This window comes from Salmonella sp. 2020_1395, assembly GCF_043848115.1.
Classification (GTDB): domain Bacteria; phylum Pseudomonadota; class Gammaproteobacteria; order Enterobacterales; family Enterobacteriaceae; genus Salmonella; species Salmonella enterica.
The window spans coordinates 465,733-486,807 of the sequence record NZ_JBCMFH010000001.1 but is presented as its reverse complement, the minus strand read 5'-3'; the positions used below and the strand labels follow the sequence as shown (position 1 = coordinate 486,807).

Here is a 21,075-nt window from a genome sequence, read left to right as displayed (position 1 = left end):
CCGGCTTGCATCTGCCGGGTCTTATTCCCGACGTCCTGATGGACTCCGTTTTAGAAACAGGAATTATTGTATATTGAGGCTGCTTTTTAATCAGTGACCACTTCTCTATAAGGAGCCTGAATATTTCCCTCAACAACGCTTCCGGTAGAAAATGACGCGCTCTGTTTCCTCAAATCCTAACGCCTGGTGAACTTTCTGGGAAATTGTATTTTCCGGCGAGGTATCGGAAGCCATTTCCCGACACCCTTTATTCGTTCCCCATCGTTGCACTGCTGCAATCAATTGTTTCGCTACGCCGCGTTGACGGAACGAGGGGAGAACAAAAATACCTTCAAGGAAAGCCACGGGCGAACTGTCACAGCCATTGACATAATCGTGGCGGATTGAGGCATCCGCAAAGCCAATCGCCACCCCGTCTGCCATCGCAATAAATGATGCCAGATGATCGGCTTGCAGAATTTCTTCGCCGTCCGCCAGATGGGCGTCATCCGGGTGACCGGGCCAGAGCTGTTTTCGCAATCCGCGCCAGTGCTCCAGATGGGTTTTGTTCATTTGCCTGATGTCCATTAACGCGCTCCTGATGATGGGGCTGGCATGATGAGACGGCAGCCCGCCTGCTGATAACGTCGGGCGATAGCAGACGGGAGCGCACTGTCGCTAAGAATGGTAGTAATACAGGACAACGTCGCCACCGCATGGGGTTCTACAGTATCAAACTTTGAGTGATCGGCCATCAATATGACTTCGCGTGAGCGCTGAATAATGCGCGTTTTGACGCCTACTTCAAACATGGTAGCGTTGGTGATGCCCGTTTCAATCGACAGCGCATCGCAGGAGATAAAGGCGCGTTCAACGGCAAAGGCGTTAATCATCTCCAGCGCCAGACTCTCGCCCACCGAAAAGTAACCGGGGCGGATCAGTCCGCCGATAATGTAACTCTCTACGTGTGGGAAGCCACCCAGTTCATTAGCGATTTTGATGTCATTGCAAATGACTTTTACTTTGGCGTCGACCAGACATTTTGCCAGTTCCAGACAGGTGGAACCGGAGTCTAGAAAAAAGCAGTCTCCATCCTTGATGAACGTGCGGGCGAGGGCGGCGATTTCGCGTTTCGCCTCACTTTGTAACGTTCGCTTAACGTCGAAAACATATTCTTTATCTTCCGTACTGTCGTCGAAGTCAATACAACCATGGCCGCGAACCATACCGGGATAACGGCTGGCAATATAGTGAAAATCCCGGCGCACGGTTGCCTCTGCATAGCCAAAAAGCTCAATAGCTTGTTGTGTTGAGAGGTGCCTGTGTTGCCAAAGGTAATGCAACATCTGTTTGATACGGTCAGGGCGCTGTTGGCTCATCAGCATATGACTCCTTTATAGCGCGGTGAATTGTGACAACGTCACATCATAGTTCGCCGTCGTGAATAACGCCCGGCCAATCACCAGATGCTGTGCGCCTGCGGCGGCAAGCAGCCGTGCGGCGCGAAGTGTAATACCGCCGTCCGCCCAGCATTCCGCAGCAGGGAAATGCTCTCTGCTTTGGCTCACTTTTTCACACATCGCGGCGATAAATTGCTGCCCGCGCCCGTCGGGTTCGCTGGTCATGATCATCAGCGCATCCAGTTGCAATGCCAGATAACGATAAGGCAATAGCGGCGTTGCCGGGTTAAGCGCCAGTCCTGCTTTCGCCCCGATAGCGCGAATATCCGCCAGAATCTCCGGGGGGTTTTGCACGCTTTCGGCATGAATGAAAATCCAGCCGGGGCGGATAGCTGCAAGCCAGGGTAACCAGCGTTGCGGTGATGAGACCATCAGGTGAAATGAGAGCGGATGGCGAGTGTGTTGTGCGACTGCCTGAATGGTTTTCATACCGAAGGTAATATTGTTGATGAAACTGGTATCTTCGATATCCAGATGCAGCGAGCCGAGAGGCGCATCGTGTAAAGCGGTCAACGCCTCGGCATAGCGCAGCGGATCGGCGGAGGCCAGTGAAGGGTGCAGGATCATCGGAACCTCCATCAGCGCAATGCGGTTAATTGCGCGAAAAGCGCGGCGTCATTTGGCGCATCTTGCAGCATCGCGACGCTTTCCGGCGAGTCGAGCCACTGGCTGATGCGTTGAATGGTGCGAATATGTGCTTCGGCATCCGTGGCGCTGGCGCAAAGCAACAGCCAGATGGGATCGCAATCCGCATTGCCGAAAGCGACCGGCGTTGCTAACGTAGTGACGCTGATTTGATTATGGTTAGCGCCTTGCTCCGGTCTGGCATGGGGCAGCGCAATCCCCGGCGCGATAAGATAATATGGCCCCCATTTAAGGGTGTTCTCAATAATACCGTCCAGGTAGCAGGGGGCCGCCGCGCCGAAGGTAATCAGCGGACGAACGGCGATATCCAGCGCGTGTCGCCAGTCGCTGGCATGGCGTTGCGCCTGAACCCACTTAACATCATTAATCATCGATCGTTGACTCCTTGCCGGTTCGGGTTACTCTGAAACCGATCCCCGGCGTGTCTTTTGGCGAAGGCGACGGAGATCGGCAGAAGAGTTATCGCTCTCTGCAGGGGATAAGCGTTTTGCTTATCCCCATTTTATTGTCGGATATGGCGTACTTTCTCCATAAACTTCGCCACGCGCGCCTGGTCGACAAAGTTGGCGAAGACGCCGTCTTTTTTAAACGTGGTTGCCGTTACGCATCCGTCGGCAATGCAGAGCTGCTCCTCGACGTTTTCCAGACACACCCCGGTATTCGCCAGCACGACCGTGTCGGGAACGGTCTCTTTTACCCGCTTCAGTATGGCGCTATCCGTGCGGGCGCCCGCCGTCAGCCCCGAGACGCACAGGGCATCGGGGTTATTGTTAAATACGGTCGATTTCGCAATTGAACAGACATCCCGGTTTCCCAGATACACCGCCGCTTCCGGTACGATGTTAAACAGCGTTTTCACGTGACTTGCGCCGATGCGATGCTGATGGCGAATGGTTTCGCCGACATTCGTATCCCAGACGCCAAAATCGCTGGCGTAAGCGCCGGTGAAAATTTCGCGAATAAATTTTGCGTCGGTCGCCATTGCCAAATCAAACGAGGCCACAGGGTCCCACAACACGTTTACCCCAAACGGTACGCGAATTTCACTCATTAACTGACCGATGATTCTTGCCATCGCGGTGGTCGTTTCCGGTCTGACTTTCGTTAAATAAGGCAGACTAAATTCGTTGGAGAACATCACCGCATCCACGCCGCCATTTTGTAGCGCCATTAAATCGTCATGGGCGCGGTCAATTACCCAGTTCATGCCTTTCCTGGTATCGAACCCGGGATCGCCCGGCAACGCCCGTAAATGGCACATGGCGATAACGGCTTTTTCTGTTCCTATTACCTCTTTTAGCCAACTCATTCTGGGTTGCTCCTTATTCCGGTAGTTCACGTTTACGTAAGACAAGTATGATGCTGGCGACAATGCCGACCACAATAACCACGCCAATCATGCCCAGCGACATCAATTCAGATATTGACCAGCCAAACATATTTCCCACCGACAGCGCGGTAATTTGCGCGTTTTCAGCGGCGAAGCTAAAGCCGCCTTTGAGCGCCATATCGGTAAAGTACGGCGCGAACTGGGTGGCGATCAGCAAAACGGTAATCATGACAATGATGCCGCTGAGCAGAGTACGAATCAGATCGCCGCGATGAATAACTGTGGCCATGCAGATAAAAAATGGCGCGACCGGTAAATCAGCCAGCGGCAGGACTTTATTGCCCGGCAGTATGCTCGCCAGAATTAACATGATGGGAATTAACAGCAGTCCAACCGCGATGGTGGTCGGGTGGCCTAACGTCACTGCGGTATCCAGACCGATAAAGACTTCGCGCCCTTTAAAGTGTTTCTGAAAGAACTTACGCGCGCCGTCGGAAATGGGCATTAATCCCTCAACGATAAGGCGAATCATGCGCGGAAACAGCACCATAATCGCCGCCACGGTAATCATTAAGGTTGCGCACCCTTTAAAGCCTTCGCCTGCGGCAAGTCCGAAGATCAGCCCGAGAACAACGCCAATGATCACCGGGTCGCCGACCATCCCATACCGTTTTTGGATCTCCTGAGCGTCTATATTGCGTCCTTTCATAAACGGTATTTTTTCGTATATCGCATCCAGCAATACGAACAACGGCACGGAACTGGAGCCATACCCTTGCGGAATAGAAATCCCTTCCAGACCCACAATGTTCTGTACCCGTTTCGCCGTCCAGTCGGCCATTTTCAACGACAAGGCGGCGTGGCAAATCGCGCCCAGTACGCCATAAATCAGACTGCCGGTCATCAACTGGACGACCGTTCCGGTAATGGCGTAGTGCCAGTAGTTATAAATATCAACGTTCATGGTTTTGGTCAGACGAGTCACCAGCATACCGACGTTGAGCAGAAAGATAACGGGAATGATCATCGCGCCGATGGCCGTCGCATAGCCGACGCCGGATGCGGGCCCGGCGCCGACGTCAAACACATGCAGCGTCAGGCCAAAACGCTCAATCATCACTTTAATCGGCGGACTGAGACTGTCGATCGCCATGACGATCACCAACCCCATGCCGACAAAACCGATGCCGACCGTCACCCCGGCTTTCACTGCCTGCAGCCAGGGAATACGAAAGATTAAGCCGATGATAATCATAATGATGGGCACAAAAACGGTGCCGCCGAGAGACAGGATGTAATCAAACATAATGCCCCCTTTATTGTGTTAACAGCGCCTTGATTTCTTGTTTTAATGCGTCGTCGTTGATGCCTGTCAGCAGGGCGGCGCCGTTGAGCGTCGGGATGCCATAGTCACTGTGCGTACGCATGGACGTTACGATGAGATCCATACCGTTACAGTTCAACGGGATCTCATTCAGACAACATTGCGCCGTGGTTGCCGCAATGCCTTGCTCCGCAAGAAAGTCCTGCAGTTTTTGTGCAATCATGGTTGATGTCGACATGCCGGTACCACATGCCACAAGGATCTTCTTCATCATGGTCGTGCCTCTTGTGTAGCGCCTGTTTCAGGCTCAATGGGAAACTGCTCTGGCGACATATTGGCCAGCGCAGTCAGTAAACGGATACAATCAGCCAGGTCGCGCAGGCTGGCGACTTCGGCTGGCGAGTGGGTATAGCGGCAGGGAATAGAAAGACTGGCGCAGGGAATACCGTCCAGTTCAACCTGAATGTAGCCGGTTTCGGTGATGACGCCTGGCGCGACTTCTCGCTGTACGGGAATATTATTTTCGTGCGCGGTGGTCTCCAGCATCCGCAGCAAACGCGGCGGCGTAATCAGTCCCGCCAACGTACCGCGTCCGTGATAGTTCAGACAGGTGATGCCGACGCCGTGGTTGACCCGCACATCCGAGTAATCCTGCAGGTCAGGCGTGTCGCAGGAGGGGGTGATATCAATACCAATCGCCAGGTCGGGGCGCACGCGTCGTAAAACGGGAATAATACCGCGAATATTGAACTCTTCCTGTACCGACGCGACCAGGAATACCGCGATATCAAGCGGTGTGGAGGCGATAGCCTCGGCGACGCCCAGTAGCGCCGTACACCCCAGCCTGTCATCCAGCGCCTTACTGCACACCAGGTCGTTGCCCAGACAGTGCGGCGGGTTGTAAAGGGTTACTGGCGTCCCCACCTGAATACCCATTCGTTCGGCATCCGCTTTATCTTTTGCGCCGATATCAATCCAGAGTTTATCGAGAGCGGGTGGCTGGGTGCGCTCGTCACCCTTCGCGAAGTGATATGCTTTAATACCGATACAGCCCATGATATCGCCTGAACGTCCGGCAAGCGTCACAATCGAACCGGGCATAGTAATTTGCGCCGGGCCGCCCACGCGTTCAAAACGTAAAAAACCGGAGGGTTCGATCTTGCGTACCATAAAACCCACTTCATCCATATGCGCAAAAATCATCAGGCGAAGCGCGTCGGGTTTATCGCTGCCATAACGGGCGACGACATTGCCTAAGCGATCCCGCCAGACGTCTTTGGCCTGCTGTTCAAACGCGTGCTGCATAACGTTTGCAATACTGCTTTCATGTCCTGAAATCCCGTTTAGCCGCAGTAAAGAAAAAAGCGTTTCCTGCACAGAAAAGGTCATTGGCGTCTCCGTGGTGATAAAACAATCAGTCGTTGAGCGTTTTATAGGCGGAGAATGGTTGGATAAGTGTGAAATGTGTCACGCGGAAATACGCTAAATATGGCCAATAAAAAATAATGTGATGGCGATACAATAAAAACGCTCATATCACCTGCGGGTTATCGGTAAACCAGGCTATTTATGTGATTACGACCAACAACGAAGAAGGGCAACGCGATGGTGGAAATTATTCCTGTTAGCACGACGCTGGAACTACAAGCGGCAGATGAAAGTCATGTTCCGGCGCTGCACCAACTGGTACTCAAAAACAAAGCGTGGCTACAACAGTCGCTCGACTGGCCGCAATATGTCACGTCGCAGGAGGAAACGCGTAAGCATGTGCAGGGTAATATGCTGTTGCACCAGCGTGGTTACGCCAAAATGTACCTGATTTTCTGCCAGAATGAGATGGCGGGCGTACTCTCATTTAATGCCATCGAACCGGTAAACAAAGCCGCCTATATCGGTTACTGGCTGGATGAGTCCCTCCAGGGACAAGGGATAATGTCGCAATCATTACAGGCGCTGATGACACATTATGCCCGGCGCGGCGATATTCGGCGCTTCGTCATTAAATGCCGCGTTGATAATCAGGCCAGTAACGCAGTCGCACGGCGCAACCATTTTACGCTGGAAGGCTGTATGAAGCAGGCGGAGTATCTTAACGGCGACTATCACGACGTTAATATGTATGCCCGCATTATTGATGCGGATTAAAGGGAACCGACTAAGGGGGTACGCGTAATACGATCCTCGCCATTGATCACTTTTGGGCCGCGCAGGTGAATAGTATTGCCGTCAAAGGCTATCACCGCCGCCCGTCCGCTAATCTCGACCTGGTGCTCAATCAGAATTTCGCCCTGTATACAGGCATGGCCTTCAATCAGCACGCGGTCGTCCAGTAAAATCGGGCCTCCGCGTACCTCAGCATGTCCGCCTACCAGCACATGATGTTTTAACACACAGTTGCCTTCGATTAACGCATGTTCCGCTACCTGCGAGCTGTAGCGAAGGGTAGGGATCGCATCTTCCTCTGTGCCAGCGATAACCCGCGCATGGCCATAGACTTTGGCGCAGTCACAGATCCAGACATTATTGTCTTTGTTGCCTTCGATGAGCGCGAAATCAAAGACCTCCGCCCGGTGCTCAATAAAAGCGTGTGTGATAGTGGCGTCGCCATAAAGCTGTACCTGATGGACAATCCGCGAATGGTTCACGGTGGCGCGATCGTAAATTTGTAAAATCTGCGCATGTTCATGCGTTAGTCCCTGAACGGCGAGAATTTCTGACTGGTTTAACACGCGGGCATCGCCATAAATCGCACACTCTCCGCGCACGGAAGAGGACTGAATGGTGACGTTGTCACTTATCCGCGCGCCATCGCTGATATCAGCGCGATCAATCCAGACGTTATCGCCTATTCGCACGTTATTGTAGAGCGTGCACGGCTGCGTGATACGCGCGTTACCCGTAATTTCCGTGCCCGCAAAGGCCATCGCGTTTTCATCATAAATCCAGCAATCCCCCTGTTGTGACAGCACATTATCGGCATCAACCCAGCCGCCGGAGGTTCCGGCTTTAACATCGTTAAAATCCGTTACGGCAATAACTTGTCGTAATAAGACGCTTTTCTTCTCACCGTCTACCTGATAAGTAAAAGCACGAGGTTCTTCACTCAGTCGATATTTGATCATAGGGAAATTCCGTGTGAACGATTAAGATAACCGTAGCAAAGGTACTGGCGAAACAACCAGAAATTCCATAAAATGCATTTCAAATATACTTTATAAATTAAACAAAATGCGTAATCACAAGCAGAGCGATCGCGTGCTCAATCTGCCTGCGGGCTATTTTGGCATCGTCCTTGGCACTATCGGTATGGGATTCGCCTGGCGTTATGCCAGCCAGATTTGGGCAATAAGCCACTGGCCCGGCGACATCATGGTGATCCTGGCGATGATTATTTGGGCACTCTTGACCCTGGCGTTCCTTAGCCGTCTGGTGCGCTTTCCCCATAGCGTGATGGCTGAAGTGCGACATCCGGTAATGAGCAGTTTTGTCAGCCTGTTTCCCGCCACCACGATGCTGGTCGCGATCGGTTTCGTTCCCTGGTATCGCCCGTTGGCCGTTGCGCTATTCAGCGTGGGGGTCGTCATACAACTGGCGTATGCCGCCTGGCAGACGGCGGGACTTTGGCGCGGAGCGCATCCGGAAGAAGCGACAACCCCAGGACTTTATCTGCCCACGGTAGCGAATAATTTTATCAGCGCTATGGCCTGTGGAGCGCTCGGTTACAATGATGCCGGACTGGTGTTTTTAGGCGCAGGCGTCTTTTCGTGGTTAAGTCTGGAGCCGGTTATTTTGCAGCGACTGCGTAGCTGCGGCGAATTACCGGCGGTGCTGCGTACGTCGCTGGGTATCCAACTGGCGCCTGCGCTGGTCGCCTGTAGCGCCTGGCTGAGCGTCAATGGCGGGGAGGGCGACACGCTGGCGAAAATGCTATTCGGCTACGGTCTGTTACAACTTTTATTTATGCTGCGATTAATGTCCTGGTATTTATCACAACCGTTTAATGCTTCCTTCTGGAGTTTTTCGTTCGGCGTTTCCGCGCTGGCGACCACGGGGTTACATCTTGGTCACGGTAGTGAATCAGGGCTTTTCCATATTCTGGCCGTCCCGCTGTTTATTTTCACTAACGCTATTATCGCCTTATTGCTGGTTCGTACATTTCTATTACTGGTGCAGGGGACGTTGCTTATTCGCACTGAGCGCGCTGCACTGTTGAAAACGGAGGAAAAAAATGACCGTTCGTGACGAAAATTATTTTACTGAGAAATACGGATTAACCCGCACGCATTCGGATGTGCTGGCGGCGGCAAAGGTTGTCGCGCCGGGCCGAACGCTGGATTTGGGATGTGGCAATGGCCGCAATAGTCTGTATCTGGCCGCGAACGGTTATGACGTTACCGCGTGGGATAAAAATCCGGCCAGTATGGCTAACCTTGAGCGTATTAAAGCGGCAGAGGGGCTGGATAATCTGCAAACCGACATTGTCGATCTGAATACACTGACCTTTGACGGCGAGTACGATTTTATTCTCTCGACGGTGGTTATGATGTTTCTTGAGGCGCAAACCATTCCCGGTTTAATTGCCAATATGCAACGCTGCACAAAAACCGGCGGGTATAATTTGATTGTTGCGGCAATGGATACGCCGGACTTTCCCTGTACGGTGGGATTCCCGTTCGCTTTTAAAGAAGGCGAATTACGCCGCTATTACGAAGGATGGGACATGCTGAAATACAACGAAGATGTCGGCGAGCTTCACCGCACGGACGAAAACGGCAACCGTATCAAACTGCGCTTTGCTACGATGCTGGCGAGAAAAACGGCCTGAGCGATGCAAGTTCTGTAAGTCTCGCAGCGTTCGGCATTTTTTTGTCGGGCGCCGCGTTCAAATTGTGCTGTCGTTACCATTTTTAGTGCATCCAGAATGATTTCGTTTTGCTATTATTTCCTTTGCATCATTGCGAAGACTAAAGGGATCGTTTCATGCGTACTCATACTTTATTTAAAGTTGCAGTGCTTACTGGCTTGCTGGCGTTATCCGGCTGTGCGTCTAAAGTCACACAGCCGGATAAGTATTCTGGATTCTTAAAAAATTATTCGGACCTGCAGGAAACTACCTCCGCCACGGGGAAACCGGTGTTGCGCTGGGTAGATCCACATTTCAATGACTCTAACTATGACAGTATTGTTTACAATCCGATAACATACTATCCCGTCCCCAAACCAACGACCCAGGTCGGGCAGCAAGTTCTTGATAAACTGCTGGCTTATACGAACACTAAAGTAAAATCAGCAATTGAACAGCGCAAACCGCTGGTCACGACGCCAGGGCCGCGCAGTTTGATTTTCCGCGGGGCGATTACGGGCGTGGATACCAGCAAAGAAGGGCTGCAATTCTATGAGGTGATCCCTGTAGCGCTGATTGTGGCGGGCACGCAAATGGCGACAGGCCACCGGACCATGGATACCCACCTCTATTTTGAGGGTGAGCTGATAGATGCCGCGACCAACAAGCCGGTCGTCAAGGTAGTACGTCAGGGTGAAGGTAAAGACCTGAGTAACTCCAGTACGCCAATGGCGTTCGAGACGTTGAAACAGGTCGTGGATGATATGGCGACGGATACCTCTATGTTTGACGTTAACAAAAAATAATTCTGCGGCGCCATCGCAAGATGGCGCAAACCCCGGCAGATTAGCGGTCACCATCAGCCAGACAACGATGGGCGGCGCGTTCTCGTTAATACTGTGTAGCCTATTCCGCCAGCGATCAACCCCCAGAATGCCGATCCGATGCCCATCAGCGTTAGCCCGCTGGCGGTGACGAGAAATGCGATAACTGCCGCGTCACGTTCGCTTTCGTGAGTAAGCGCCTGATACAGGCTACCGCTAATCGTACTTAACAGTGCCAGACCAGCCAGCATTTGCACCCAGCTAACCGGCAGGGCGACCATCAGCGCGGTTATCGAACCGCCAAACCACCCGGCAAGTAAATAAAAAACGCCTGCGGCGGCGGCCGCTAACCAGCGACGCGTTGGATCGGGGTGCGCATCCGGGCTTTGACAAATGGCGGCTGTAATGGCGGCAATGCAGATAGAATAAACGCCAAATGGCGAAAGTAGCAGCGCTAGCAATCCGGTAAAAATCATTAACGGAGAGACAGGAAGCTGATAGCCAGACGCCTTCATTGTGGCGACGCCGGGGGCGTTTTGCGATGCCATCGTCACCAGGAAGAGCGGTACCGCGACGCTCAGGCTTTGAGCGAATGAAAAGTGGGGGGGAACGAAGGTGGGCCACACCGGCGCGAAATGAATACCGCTCATCGCCACCTTACCCTGGATGAGCGCCACCGTTATTCCCATCACCATGGCAGCAATAACGGCATAGCGGGGCGCGAATACTTTAAAGAGTAGCCACGCCAATAGCATAGCGCCGCACATGACAAACTCTCCGTTGAGCGTCCCGAACGCCTGCAGGCCGAAGCGTAGCAGTATTCCCGCCAGCATTGCAGCGGCAAGAGAATGGGGGATTATCCGCATCAAACGCGCAAACAATCCCGTGACGCCGCACAGCACAATCAGGGCATTGGCGACAATGAATATGCCCACGGCATCTGGCAACGATAATCCCTGAAGCCCTGTCACCAACAGGGCGGCGCCAGGCGTTGACCAGGCGGTTAAAACCGGCGCACGATACCACAAGGTTAACGTTAGTGTGCTTATGCCCATGGCTATACCGAGGGCGGTCATCCAGCCGGCGATCTCTGCGGGTGTTGCGCCAGCAGCAAGCGCCGCCTGCCAGATAATGGCGGCGGAACTCGCATAGCCGACCAGAACGGCGACCAGACCAGATAATACAGTAGGTAACGGCAGTGATAACAGACGCATGATCGCCTCTTGTGCGTTATAACGGTCAGTCAATGTAGCATTGTGCGTTATAGCGTACAAGTGATACGCTATGGTCTTACAGGGGGGGAAAATGGATAACCTGACACACTATCTGGCGACCACGTTAAGAACGTTACGCCATCAGCGAGGCTGGAGTTTATCGCGTCTGGCGGAGATCTCCGGCGTCTCAAAAGCCATGTTGGGGCAGATAGAGCGTAATGAATCCAGTCCGACAGTCGCAACGCTGTGGAAAATTGCGACGGGCCTGAACGTTCCATTCTCAATGTTTATTTCGCCTCCGCAGGCCGAATTTCCGCCAACCTTCGATCCCCAGCAGCAAGCGATGGTAATTACACCGCTGTTTCCGTGGGACCCAGAACTCTGTTTTGACTATTTTTCCCTATTGCTGGCGCCTGGCGCGTGCAGCGAATCAGCGCCGCATAAAGCCGGCGTTATCGAACATGTGGTGGTGATTCAGGGTCGGCTGGACATGTGTACTGGTGGGGTATGGCAAACCATAGACGCCGGTAAAGGTTTGCGTTTTGCCGGCGATACGGCGCATACCTATCGCAACAGCAGTGACCAGACGGTTCATTTTCACTCGCTGATCCATTACCCGCGTGATTAAGCGGGAAAACTATTTCGTTAGTTTGCGCTTCTGACTACAATAGCCGCCATTTCGCTGCTATTGGATAAGAAAGACTGTATGCGCCAGCAACCTCACTATCTCGAATTGTTAAGTCCGGCCCGTGACGCCGCAATTGCTCGCGAAGCGATTTTGCATGGCGCAGATGCCGTCTACATCGGCGGACCCGGTTTTGGCGCACGTCATAACGCCAGTAACAGTCTGCGCGATATCGCCGATCTGGTCCCGTTTGCTCACCGTTACGGCGCCAGGATTTTTGTCACGCTGAATACTATCCTGCATGATGATGAGCTGGAGCCCGCGCAGCGGTTAATCACCGATTTGTACAACACCGGGGTGGATGCGCTGATTGTGCAGGATATGGGCATTCTGGAACTGGATATCCCGCCGATTGAGCTTCACGCCAGTACACAGTGTGATATTCGCAGCGTGGAAAAAGCGAAGTTTCTTGCCGATGTCGGTTTTTCACAGATTGTACTGGCGCGCGAGCTTAATTTGAGTCAGATAGCGGCTATTCATCAGGCTACTGACGCCACGATTGAGTTCTTCATTCATGGCGCGCTGTGTGTCGCTTATTCTGGGCAGTGTTATATCTCTCATGCGCAAACCGGGCGCAGCGCCAATCGGGGCGACTGTTCGCAGGCCTGTCGTTTACCGTATACGTTAAAAGACGATCAGGGGCGGGTGGTCTCTTACGAAAAACATTTGCTATCGATGAAAGATAACGACCAAACGGCTAACCTCGGCGCGTTGATCGATGCAGGCGTACGTTCCTTCAAGATTGAAGGGCGCTACAAAGACATGAGCTATGTCAAAAACATCACCGCGCATTATCGTCAGATGCTGGACGCGATTATCGAGCAACGTGGCGATCTGGCGCGTGCATCGGTTGGTCGGACCGAGCATTTTTTTGTTCCCTCCACGGAGAAAACCTTCCATCGCGGCAGCACCGACTATTTTGTTAACGCGCGTAAAGGTGATATTGGCGCATTTGATTCACCAAAATTTATTGGCTTGCCGGTAGGCGAGGTGCTGAATGTGGCGAAGGATTATCTCGACGTAGAAGCTACGGAGCCGTTGGCGAATGGCGATGGTCTGAACGTGTTGATTAAGCGTGAAGTGGTGGGTTTTCGCGCCAATACGGTGGAGAAAACCGGTCATAACCGCTACCGCGTTTGGCCAAATGATATGCCTGCCGACCTGCATAAAGTCCGTCCGCATCATCCGTTGAATCGTAATCTGGATCATAACTGGCAGCAAGCGCTGACAAAAACCTCCAGTGAGCGCCGTGTGGCGGTTGATATCATGCTGGGCGGCTGGCAGGAACAGCTTATTCTGACGCTGACCAGTGAAGACGGTGTCTGCATCACGCATACGCTTGACGGGGTATTTGAGGAAGCCAATAACTCTGAAAAAGCGTTGAATAACCTAAAAGCCGGACTGGCGAAGCTGGGACAGACGCCTTACTACGCGCGTGATATGCAGGTGACATTACCGGCGGCGTTGTTCGTGCCAAATAGCCTGCTCAATCAGTTCCGTCGGGAGGCGATTGATATGCTTGACGCGGCGCGGCTGGCCCATTATCAACGAGGTCGTCGGAAACCCGTGGCGCAGCCTGCGCCGGTCTATCCGCAAACGCATCTCAGCTTTCTCGCTAATGTCTACAACCACAAAGCGCGGGAATTTTATCACCGTTACGGCGTACAATTGATTGATGCGGCCTATGAGGCGCATCAGGAGAAGGGCGAGGTACCGGTCATGATCACCAAACACTGCCTGCGTTTTGCGTTCAACCTTTGTCCTAAGCAGGCGAAAGGAAATATTAAGAGCTGGAAAGCCACGCCGATGCAGTTGGTGCATGGCGATGAGGTACTGACGCTAAAATTCGACTGCCGCCCTTGCGAAATGCATGTCATTGGCAAAATTAAAAACCACCTCTTAAAAATGCCCCAGCCCGGCAGCGTTGTCGCTTCAGTGAGCCCTGAAGCGCTGATGAAAACGCTGCCGAAGCGCAGGGGCGTTTAATTAACGAAAATAGCTCTCTGGTTTGCGCGATTTCTGCCAGTTGTGGTGCTCGCGCAAGCCTTCCGCTGATTCTTCCGCTGCCGCCCGTAATTCATCACTGTCGGCTTCGTGTCTAAGCTGGTGCCCTCCCGTCGCAAACCATACGAATGCGTGGTCTTGCTGTTTCGCCAGTAACTGGCCTGAAAACAGCGCACAGGTCAGTAAAACTACTGATAACGTTTTTGTAAACATCATGCCACCTTCCAGTTACGTCGTGAGGCTATGATGCCAATAATTTCTTTGAGTTATTATTCAACACTTCAAATTAGCGAAAACGGTTTGTCAATAAGTGCGATAAGTTGTATGAGAAAATATACTTATAATCAGTATCTCAATTATAAAAATAACGAGCCAATTCGTTCCATGCGAAATTCATTATTTCCTGGAAGTATATTTTAAAGGTATTGTATTAGATGGTTTTGGTATTGCCAGGGGATTGTAAGCCATAATAATTTATGGTGTGGTCAACTCTGGTGATGAGCCTCATTTTTTGTTGTTTCAACGAGTGAAGATAAATCTTCAGAAAAAAGGCTGTTATGAACTTGTAGCGCTACATATTCAGCAAGATCGTTTAAACATAGCAGGTCATGAGAGGAATTTTCCTCAAGCATATTCATTAATATCTCATTCTTAAACAAACATGAATAAACTAGTTGAGTAACTGAACTTTGTGTATGATTTGGCTCAAATATTGCATTCGTTAAGTTAGTATTCTCAATAACCTTTGCGGCTATTTTATTTTTGATAGCGTCGTCAATAGCTGTTACACCTGCCTGGGCGATGCCCAGATTAATCCTGGAGGAGATAGCGGCTTTTCTTTCCTGTTCCTTCCAGTCACATAAATTACCCTTTTCTGCCATGGCGATAAGCGTCTCTTCTATATTTTTTAGGTCAACGGGAAATGTTATACCGCCGGATAGCGAGAGTAGTAACCGTTCAGGGAACAAGCAACATAGCGGTTCACAAACATAAGTGCTAGCTTTTATATTAATATCAGAATATCTTTTCAGGTGGGCAGACTGAGTATCAACACAGAGAACTGTTCTATTCATTATCTCATAATAGTAGTGATCCTGACGTATCATAATGCATAACGGAATATCTTCGCCATCTTTAATACAGAGATTTGTATATTGACACTCAGCATCTTTATAGTGCTGAAAATGGAAATTTCCTCTGCATGACGGCGATGATAATTCATATAACGCACAAAATAAATCAAATAAACGTTGCGCGTCAGGCGGAGAGGCAACATCACATAATTCCTTTATATATTGATCGGCAGTGGATCTTTGCGTGTCACAAAAAAAATCTTTAATCTTTTCCCATAGTAACGTAAAGAAGGAGCGTTGAGAGATGGCACTTTGGGAAAACATCTCACTTTTTAGAAACCCTCTCCCGATAGTAATTGGCATAATGTAGACCACAAGTGATTATATGAGACTTCATTACTGGAATAGGTGGTATTCAAAATATTATCCCATGTTGTCCATCGGTTTGCCTATCGGTGAAACACCTGATTTTTGCTTTGCCCTGAACGCTCAAATCGACCCGTAGCTTTAGTCATGCCCACGCCTCCTGGCCATGAAGTATGTCAGGTAAAACGAATGAAAGTAAAATGGTTTTCTTAATTCTCACATCATCATGTACCATGAGCAATGATTAATTACGCGCTATATTATTTTTAGAGAAAGTAAATAGTTGCTCAACCGTGTAGAAATTGTCTTATAAGAAGTTAAACTAAAAGTATTATTAGGCTAACAACAATGAGATATTTAGCGGTAGGGCAGAAGGCCAATGCTGGTAGCTCTTATGATATAAACACCTTACTCTTTAGTTTTTGTCTTAATTATATTTGTTGTAACGATTAGCTGACGGCTTTATTTCCTGTTGGGCGATAAAATTATAAAAACCTGCGAGGAGGCTCAAAATGAAGAAATCAGATGGTGAAATTCACGAAAAGACAGCATCCTGGGGCATTTTGCAGTCAGAATGGCTAAAAAAATGTGGACGGCTATTATTGCTGTTACTTTACCGCTTCTTTATCGGATGGGCTTTTTTTCAGTTGCTCGCCATGATTGTGGCAGGGATATTTTTGTTAGGCGTCTTATTATTTCATCCCATAATATTTGTACAGACTATCGCAATCACTGAGAAGTTAAATCATGCTTCGCTTGATTTATGGCATATCCTTAAGTTATGCCTGTGGCATTACGGTATCATCGCAGGGTTTATTTTTATGGCGGAGTGTACGTTAAGTAAAAGTATACGGCAGGTTCAGCGCTTGTCCAAAAAGTTTGGGGCGCAGGATTTTTCTTCACGCCCGTGATCCGCCGCTGCAACCTGCGTTCTTACTGAATAATGGCTATGATCAGCAGACCGAATTATCTCGGTTCGAGGGGGATTCTATGTGTTTGCACAACTGCGGTGAATCGTAATTTCAGATGCATTATCGCCGACAATTGACGCGTTCCTCACTAATTGCCTTCCTGACTATATAGTGGTCTTATCTTTGACAAAACAATGTTATTTAGTTATGGAAGGCGACAACAACTGTACTACTGATTATCAAATAACCTTTCTGGTCAGGTAGACTCGCTTTTGTGTAAACACATCGTTATCTGTGCTCCTGGGACTCACTCCCTTGCCGCCTTTACGCAACTCGAATTATTTTAGGTATAGAACAGGCGGCGTAATGGTCATATAAGCAAAATATAACCTCTCCGTTTGTGATAAGGCACAGATTACAGGGGGAATGATGTTTATTTTAACCATCTGTTTAAGCGCTGTCCGCTAATCTTTACCTGCTCAAATACATAATCACCCCTGTGACTCTCGCGAGGTGTAACATATGGTAAAATGCGTATCTTCTTTCCTCCTGTTCAGCCTGTTGTCCGTTCAGGCAATGTCAGCTGAAAACCATATTGATCTCCACCAGCCAAAAGACTTTGTCGATATTACTACGGTCGCCCCCGACGTACAGGTAGACATGCGATACTTCACTTCCCATAACTTTATTGGTCGCCCCATTAAAGGCTATAACGCGCCTGTTTGCCTGTTAACACAACCAGCCGCGAACGCAGTGAAGCAGGTCGCCGATCGTTTACGCCCCTTCGGACTTACCTTGAAAATATATGATTGCTACCGTCCGCAAAGCGCAGTGAACGACTTTATCGCGTGGGCCAAAGATCCTTCTCAAAACCAAATGAAAAACGAATTTTATCCGCAGGTAGAGAAAAATCGTCTGTTTGAGGAAGGTTATCTTGCCGCCAGATCCGGCCACAGTCGGGGAAGTACGCTTGATCTAACAATTGTTCCACTCGACAGTAAAATACCGATATACGATCCCGGACGACCACTGGTGAATTGTACTGCGTCCGCGGCGCAACGTTCGCCAGATAATAGTCTGGATTTTGGTACCGGCTTTGACTGTTTTAGTCCGTTATCCCATCCCGATAATGCCATGCTTACCGCTCAGCAACGCGCAAATAGGTTGTTATTACAAACATTGATGCGTGATGCGGGCTTTACGCCACTGGATACTGAATGGTGGCACTTCTCCCTTACTCATGAACCATACCCGAACACCTGGTTTGACTTTCCCGTTAAGCAGAGACCCTGAAACGGCGTTTTGTTGCGAAATCTAATCATTACGCCTGTTGGAAAGCACCATAACAGTTAGCAAATCATTGTTAATTTTAACAACTGATATACACTGCGGTTGCCACCTGCAAGCAGCGCTCAATGAGAACGAATAATGAAAAAATATCAACGTCTGGCGGAGCAAATTAGAGAACAAATCGCCTCTGGCGTTTGGCAGCCCGGCGATCGATTACCCTCGCTGAGGGAGCAGGTCGCCAGTAGCGGCATGAGTTTTATGACTGTCGGTCATGCGTACCAGTTGCTGGAAAGTCAGGGACGGATTATCGCCCGTCCGCAATCCGGTTATTATGTCGCGCCGCATCCGGTTTGTCGGTCAGTCGCGACGGCAGCGCACGTTATTCGGGATGAAGCCGTAGATATCAATACCTATATTTTTGAGATGCTGCAGGCCAGCCGTGATACCTCAGTGGTGCCCTTTGCTTCAGCGTTTCCCGATCCGCGCCTGTTTCCCTTGCCGCAATTGAATCGCTCTCTGGCGCAGGTCAGTAAAACCGCGACGGCAATGAGCGTCATCGAAAACTTGCCGCCAGGTAATGCAGAATTGCGCTATGCGATAGCACGCCGTTACGCGCAGCAGGGGATTACCGTTTCTCCTGACGAGATTGTCATTACCGCTGGCGCGCTGGAAGCGTTGAATCTTAGTTTACAGGCGGTGACGGCGCCGGGAGACTGGGTGGTGGTGGAGAACCCCTGTTTCTACGGTGCGCTACAGGCCCTGGAGCGATTGCGCCTGAAAGCGTTGTCGATACCCACCGATGTCAAAGAAGGTATCGATCTTATGGCGCTGGAACAGGCGTTACAGGAATATCCGGTGAAAGCGTGCTGGTTAATGACCAACAGCCAGAATCCGTTAGGGTTCACGCTGAGTGCTGAGAAAAAAGCGCGGCTGGTCGCGTTACTCACGCACCATAACGTGACGCTAATTGAAGACGATGTTTATAGCGAACTCTACTTTGGCCGCGAGAAACCACTGCCCGCCAAAGCATGGGACCGCGACGATACCGTGTTGCATTGTTCGTCTTTTTCCAAATGTCTGGTTCCCGGTTTTCGCATTGGCTGGGTTGCGGGAGGAAGCCATGCCAGACAAATTCAGCGTTTGCAGTTAATGAGCACATTATCCACCAGTTCCCCCATGCAATTGGCGTTAGTGGATTATCTCTCGACACGTCGATATGACGCGCATCTGCGCCGATTGCGAAGGCAGCTTGCCGAACGTAAACAGCAAGCCTGGCAAACCCTTTTGCGCCATCTCCCGGCGGAAGTAAAAATTCACCATAACGATAGCGGTTATTTTCTTTGGCTGGAGCTACCTGAGCAGCTTGATGCCGGTGAACTTAGCGCCAAAGCGCTTGAACACCTTATCAGTATCGCACCGGGGAAAATGTTTTCAACGTCCGGCGCCTGGACGCGTTTCTTTCGTTTTAACACCGCATGGCATTGGGGAGAACGGGAAGAACAGGCCGTAAAACAGCTTGGCAGCCTGATTCGCGAGATGCTGAGCGCTAAAAGCCTTGTGTGAGGTGGAATGCGTGTCAGCTCACAACCTGACTAAATTTCCCGAGTGTGCCGGGTGAGCATCTGGCGCGCCGTCTATTTTTAGGAAAGCGGCGGCCCGTTCGCCGGAAATCGATTAATGACGATATGGGAAAATGCTATGCAATATCAATTACTGATTAATGGCGTGCTGGTGGACGGCGAGGGAGAAAGGCAGTCTGTTTATAACCCGGCGACAGGCGAGGTCATACTTGAGATTGCGGAAGCGTCGCCCGCGCAGGTTGACGCCGCAGTGCTGGCCGCCGATAGCGCGTTTGCCGAATGGGGGCAGACCACACCCAAAGCACGGGCGGAATGTCTGTTAAAACTGGCGGACAGCATCGAGCAAAACGCCCTTGAGTTCGCCCGGCTTGAATCGCAAAACTGCGGTAAGCCTTTGCACTGCGTAATCAATGATGAAATTCCGGCAATCGTGGATGTCTTTCGCTTTTTTGCCGGCGCGGCCCGTTGTTTGAGTGGGCTGGCGGCGGGCGAATATCTGGAAGGACATACGTCGATGATCCGCCGGGATCCGATTGGCGTGGTTGCCTCTATCGCGCCGTGGAATTATCCGCTCATGATGGCGGCCTGGAAGCTGGCGCCAGCGCTGGCGGCAGGTAACTGCGTGGTGATTAAGCCTTCTGAAATCACGCCGCTGACGGCGCTTAAACTTGCCGCGCTGGCGAAGGATATCTTTCCGCCGGGGGTGCTCAATGTCCTGTTCGGACGAGGGCAAACTGTTGGCGATGTATTGACCGGCCATGAAAAAGTACGCATGGTCTCTTTAACCGGTTCTATCGCGACCGGGGAGCATATTCTGCGCCATACTGCGCCAGCGATAAAACGTACGCATATGGAACTCGGTGGTAAAGCCCCGGTGATTGTTTTTGATGACGCCGATCTGGATGCGGTGGCGCAGGGCGTCCGGACTTTTGGTTTCTATAATGCCGGACAGGATTGTACTGCGGCGTGCCGTATATACGCGCAGCGCGGTATCTATGATGCGCTGGTCGAAAAGCTAGGGAACGCAGTGAGCAGCCTGAAAATGGGCGCGCCGGAGGATGAGTCGACAGAGCTGGGGCCGTTAAGTTCGCTGGCGCACCTGAAGCGCGTCACAGCAGCAGTAGAGGAGGCGAAGGCCCTCAGCCATATCCGTGTGATTACTGGCGGAAGTCAAACGGAAGGTAAAGGTTACTATTTCGCTCCGACGTTGCTGGCAGACGCAAAACAGGAAGATGCCATCGTGCAACGCGAAGTCTTCGGCCCGGTGGTCAGTATAACCGTCTTTGATGATGAAGATCAGGTTCTGAGGTGGGCCAACGATTCTCGCTATGGTCTGGCATCCTCCGTCTGGACTCAGGACGTCGGGCGGGCGCACCGGCTTAGCGCCAGATTGCAGTATGGCTGTACCTGGATTAATACCCATTTCATGTTGGTTAGCGAGATGCCGCATGGAGGGCAAAAACAGTCGGGATACGGCAAAGATATGTCATTGTATGGTCTGGAAGACTACACCCTTGTCCGCCACATCATGGTTAAGCATTAAGGAT

22 protein-coding genes and 1 pseudogene are annotated in these 21,075 nt (G+C 51.0%); 11 read left to right on the top strand and 12 right to left on the bottom strand.

The features are described 5' to 3' along the window. Positions 1 to 129: 129 nt before the first annotated feature. From aac(6') to ACH0WD_RS02455, 8 genes are all read right to left on the bottom strand, one after another. A complete protein-coding gene (gene aac(6'), locus ACH0WD_RS02490) occupies positions 130 to 567 on the bottom strand; it encodes a cryptic aminoglycoside N-acetyltransferase AAC(6')-Iy/Iaa (protein ID WP_000354850.1) in 438 nt (145 codons plus the stop codon). Beyond that, positions 567 to 1,358 (bottom strand): DeoR/GlpR family DNA-binding transcription regulator, encoded by a 792-nt coding sequence (locus ACH0WD_RS02485; RefSeq protein WP_001747619.1) that lies wholly within the window; start codon positions 1,356 to 1,358, stop codon positions 567 to 569. Before ACH0WD_RS02485 ends, aac(6') begins: the two co-directional genes overlap by 1 nt. A gap of 15 nt (positions 1,359 to 1,373) precedes the next feature. Next, a complete protein-coding gene (locus tag ACH0WD_RS02480) occupies positions 1,374 to 2,006 on the bottom strand; it encodes a ribulose-phosphate 3 epimerase family protein (RefSeq protein WP_000600599.1) in 633 nt (210 codons plus the stop codon). Between the two features lie 11 nt (positions 2,007 to 2,017). Next, positions 2,018 to 2,455 (bottom strand): SgcA family PTS sugar transporter subunit IIA, encoded by a 438-nt coding sequence (gene sgcA, locus ACH0WD_RS02475; RefSeq protein ID WP_000606454.1) that lies wholly within the window; start codon positions 2,453 to 2,455, stop codon positions 2,018 to 2,020. A 131-nt stretch (positions 2,456 to 2,586) separates the two neighbouring features. Then, positions 2,587 to 3,393, bottom strand: coding sequence for a BtpA family protein SgcQ (gene sgcQ, locus ACH0WD_RS02470; protein ID WP_000118620.1), 807 nt, complete (start codon positions 3,391 to 3,393; stop codon positions 2,587 to 2,589). A gap of 13 nt (positions 3,394 to 3,406) precedes the next feature. Beyond that, the gene (gene sgcC / locus ACH0WD_RS02465; protein WP_000460835.1) at positions 3,407 to 4,720 is read right to left on the bottom strand and encodes a PTS sugar transporter subunit IIC SgcC; all 1,314 of its coding nucleotides are present in this window, start codon (positions 4,718 to 4,720) and stop codon (positions 3,407 to 3,409) included. 10 nt (positions 4,721 to 4,730) lie between these two features. Then, positions 4,731 to 5,012: a PTS sugar transporter subunit IIB SgcB gene (sgcB, locus tag ACH0WD_RS02460; RefSeq protein ID WP_000976132.1), complete on the bottom strand. Its 282-nt coding sequence runs from the start codon at positions 5,010 to 5,012 to the stop codon at positions 4,731 to 4,733. Further along, entirely contained in the window at positions 5,009 to 6,127 is a 1,119-nt protein-coding gene (locus ACH0WD_RS02455) for a M42 family metallopeptidase (RefSeq protein WP_000144619.1), read from the bottom strand. The genes sgcB and ACH0WD_RS02455 overlap by 4 nt, the downstream gene beginning before the upstream one ends. A gap of 216 nt (positions 6,128 to 6,343) precedes the next feature. Here ACH0WD_RS02455 and rimL point away from each other — a divergent pair, with 216 nt between their 5' ends. Beyond that, on the top strand, positions 6,344 to 6,883 hold the full coding sequence (gene rimL / locus ACH0WD_RS02450; protein WP_000229297.1) for a 50S ribosomal protein L7/L12-serine acetyltransferase: 540 nt from the start codon (positions 6,344 to 6,346) through the stop codon (positions 6,881 to 6,883). Here rimL and ydcK read toward each other — a convergent pair. Beyond that, the gene (ydcK, locus tag ACH0WD_RS02445; RefSeq protein ID WP_000599088.1) at positions 6,880 to 7,860 is read right to left on the bottom strand and encodes a YdcK family protein; all 981 of its coding nucleotides are present in this window, start codon (positions 7,858 to 7,860) and stop codon (positions 6,880 to 6,882) included. The two genes, rimL and ydcK, sit on opposite strands and share 4 nt — an antisense overlap. Before the next feature lie 106 nt (positions 7,861 to 7,966). Here ydcK and tehA point away from each other — a divergent pair, with 106 nt between their 5' ends. The 3 genes from tehA to ACH0WD_RS02430 all read left to right on the top strand — a co-directional run bounded on the left by tehA (position 7,967) and on the right by ACH0WD_RS02430 (position 10,387). After that, positions 7,967 to 8,980 (top strand): dicarboxylate transporter/tellurite-resistance protein TehA, encoded by a 1,014-nt coding sequence (gene tehA / locus ACH0WD_RS02440; RefSeq protein WP_001243997.1) that lies wholly within the window; start codon positions 7,967 to 7,969, stop codon positions 8,978 to 8,980. Continuing rightward, positions 8,967 to 9,563 (top strand): tellurite resistance methyltransferase TehB, encoded by a 597-nt coding sequence (gene tehB, locus ACH0WD_RS02435; protein WP_000218277.1) that lies wholly within the window; start codon positions 8,967 to 8,969, stop codon positions 9,561 to 9,563. The genes tehA and tehB overlap by 14 nt, the downstream gene beginning before the upstream one ends. A 155-nt stretch (positions 9,564 to 9,718) precedes the next feature. Further along, positions 9,719 to 10,387 carry a DUF3313 domain-containing protein gene (locus ACH0WD_RS02430; RefSeq protein ID WP_001259025.1) on the top strand — a complete coding sequence of 223 codons (669 nt, stop codon included), beginning with the start codon at positions 9,719 to 9,721 and terminating at the stop codon, positions 10,385 to 10,387. Between the two features lie 53 nt (positions 10,388 to 10,440). Here the strand turns inward: ACH0WD_RS02430 and ACH0WD_RS02425 are convergent, their stop codons facing one another. Further along, the gene (locus ACH0WD_RS02425; RefSeq protein WP_001238495.1) at positions 10,441 to 11,619 is read right to left on the bottom strand and encodes a benzoate/H(+) symporter BenE family transporter; all 1,179 of its coding nucleotides are present in this window, start codon (positions 11,617 to 11,619) and stop codon (positions 10,441 to 10,443) included. 91 nt (positions 11,620 to 11,710) lie between these two features. Between ACH0WD_RS02425 and ACH0WD_RS02420 the strand changes: the two genes are divergently transcribed. Together ACH0WD_RS02420 and ACH0WD_RS02415 are read left to right on the top strand one after the other, a co-directional pair. Continuing rightward, a complete protein-coding gene (locus tag ACH0WD_RS02420; protein WP_000369543.1) occupies positions 11,711 to 12,247 on the top strand; it encodes a helix-turn-helix domain-containing protein in 537 nt (178 codons plus the stop codon). A gap of 78 nt (positions 12,248 to 12,325) precedes the next feature. Continuing rightward, positions 12,326 to 14,290 carry a U32 family peptidase gene (locus tag ACH0WD_RS02415; RefSeq protein WP_001249754.1) on the top strand — a complete coding sequence of 655 codons (1,965 nt, stop codon included), beginning with the start codon at positions 12,326 to 12,328 and terminating at the stop codon, positions 14,288 to 14,290. On the opposite strand, the gene ACH0WD_RS02410 is transcribed toward ACH0WD_RS02415, so the two are convergent. After that, complete coding sequence (locus ACH0WD_RS02410; protein WP_001537894.1) at positions 14,291 to 14,521, bottom strand: YncJ family protein; 231 nt, start codon at positions 14,519 to 14,521, stop codon at positions 14,291 to 14,293. 272 nt (positions 14,522 to 14,793) lie between these two features. Further along, entirely contained in the window at positions 14,794 to 15,744 is a 951-nt protein-coding gene (gene sifB, locus ACH0WD_RS02405) for an SPI-2 type III secretion system effector SifB (protein WP_001122921.1), read from the bottom strand. A 515-nt stretch (positions 15,745 to 16,259) separates the two neighbouring features. Between sifB and ACH0WD_RS02400 the strand changes: the two genes are divergently transcribed. The 5 genes and pseudogenes from ACH0WD_RS02400 to patD all read left to right on the top strand — a co-directional run bounded on the left by ACH0WD_RS02400 (position 16,260) and on the right by patD (position 21,071). Beyond that, positions 16,260 to 16,658, top strand: a complete 399-nt coding sequence (locus tag ACH0WD_RS02400; protein ID WP_000747894.1) for a hypothetical protein — start codon at positions 16,260 to 16,262, stop codon at positions 16,656 to 16,658. A gap of 32 nt (positions 16,659 to 16,690) precedes the next feature. Beyond that, a pseudogene (locus tag ACH0WD_RS02395) lies at positions 16,691 to 16,922 on the top strand (hypothetical protein). Positions 16,923 to 17,180: 258 nt separating this feature from the next. Next, positions 17,181 to 17,951: a M15 family metallopeptidase gene (locus ACH0WD_RS02390; RefSeq protein ID WP_000237719.1), complete on the top strand. Its 771-nt coding sequence runs from the start codon at positions 17,181 to 17,183 to the stop codon at positions 17,949 to 17,951. A 135-nt stretch (positions 17,952 to 18,086) separates the two neighbouring features. Further along, positions 18,087 to 19,511: a GntR family transcriptional regulator YdcR gene (gene ycdR / locus ACH0WD_RS02385; protein WP_000760692.1), complete on the top strand. Its 1,425-nt coding sequence runs from the start codon at positions 18,087 to 18,089 to the stop codon at positions 19,509 to 19,511. Positions 19,512 to 19,625: 114 nt separating this feature from the next. Further along, the gene (gene patD / locus ACH0WD_RS02380; RefSeq protein WP_000158093.1) at positions 19,626 to 21,071 is read left to right on the top strand and encodes an aminobutyraldehyde dehydrogenase; all 1,446 of its coding nucleotides are present in this window, start codon (positions 19,626 to 19,628) and stop codon (positions 21,069 to 21,071) included. The last annotated feature ends 4 nt before the right edge of the window (positions 21,072 to 21,075 follow it).

Coding starts and splice junctions, on each gene's coding strand:
- ACH0WD_RS02485 (WP_001747619.1), bottom strand. CDS start 1,358: ATGAGCCAACAGCGCCCTGACCGTATCAAACAGATGTTGCATTACCTT.
- ACH0WD_RS02480 (WP_000600599.1), bottom strand. CDS start 2,006: ATGATCCTGCACCCTTCACTGGCCTCCGCCGATCCGCTGCGCTATGCC.
- sgcA (WP_000606454.1), bottom strand. CDS start 2,455: ATGATTAATGATGTTAAGTGGGTTCAGGCGCAACGCCATGCCAGCGAC.
- sgcQ (WP_000118620.1), bottom strand. CDS start 3,393: ATGAGTTGGCTAAAAGAGGTAATAGGAACAGAAAAAGCCGTTATCGCC.
- sgcC (WP_000460835.1), bottom strand. CDS start 4,720: ATGTTTGATTACATCCTGTCTCTCGGCGGCACCGTTTTTGTGCCCATC.
- sgcB (WP_000976132.1), bottom strand. CDS start 5,012: ATGATGAAGAAGATCCTTGTGGCATGTGGTACCGGCATGTCGACATCA.
- ACH0WD_RS02455 (WP_000144619.1), bottom strand. CDS start 6,127: ATGACCTTTTCTGTGCAGGAAACGCTTTTTTCTTTACTGCGGCTAAAC.
- rimL (WP_000229297.1), top strand. CDS start 6,344: ATGGTGGAAATTATTCCTGTTAGCACGACGCTGGAACTACAAGCGGCA.
- ydcK (WP_000599088.1), bottom strand. CDS start 7,860: ATGATCAAATATCGACTGAGTGAAGAACCTCGTGCTTTTACTTATCAG.
- tehA (WP_001243997.1), top strand. CDS start 7,967: ATGCGTAATCACAAGCAGAGCGATCGCGTGCTCAATCTGCCTGCGGGC.
- tehB (WP_000218277.1), top strand. CDS start 8,967: ATGACCGTTCGTGACGAAAATTATTTTACTGAGAAATACGGATTAACC.
- ACH0WD_RS02430 (WP_001259025.1), top strand. CDS start 9,719: ATGCGTACTCATACTTTATTTAAAGTTGCAGTGCTTACTGGCTTGCTG.
- ACH0WD_RS02425 (WP_001238495.1), bottom strand. CDS start 11,619: ATGCGTCTGTTATCACTGCCGTTACCTACTGTATTATCTGGTCTGGTC.
- ACH0WD_RS02420 (WP_000369543.1), top strand. CDS start 11,711: ATGGATAACCTGACACACTATCTGGCGACCACGTTAAGAACGTTACGC.
- ACH0WD_RS02415 (WP_001249754.1), top strand. CDS start 12,326: ATGCGCCAGCAACCTCACTATCTCGAATTGTTAAGTCCGGCCCGTGAC.
- ACH0WD_RS02410 (WP_001537894.1), bottom strand. CDS start 14,521: ATGTTTACAAAAACGTTATCAGTAGTTTTACTGACCTGTGCGCTGTTT.
- sifB (WP_001122921.1), bottom strand. CDS start 15,744: ATGCCAATTACTATCGGGAGAGGGTTTCTAAAAAGTGAGATGTTTTCC.
- ACH0WD_RS02400 (WP_000747894.1), top strand. CDS start 16,260: ATGAAGAAATCAGATGGTGAAATTCACGAAAAGACAGCATCCTGGGGC.
- ACH0WD_RS02390 (WP_000237719.1), top strand. CDS start 17,181: ATGGTAAAATGCGTATCTTCTTTCCTCCTGTTCAGCCTGTTGTCCGTT.
- ycdR (WP_000760692.1), top strand. CDS start 18,087: ATGAAAAAATATCAACGTCTGGCGGAGCAAATTAGAGAACAAATCGCC.
- patD (WP_000158093.1), top strand. CDS start 19,626: ATGACGATATGGGAAAATGCTATGCAATATCAATTACTGATTAATGGC.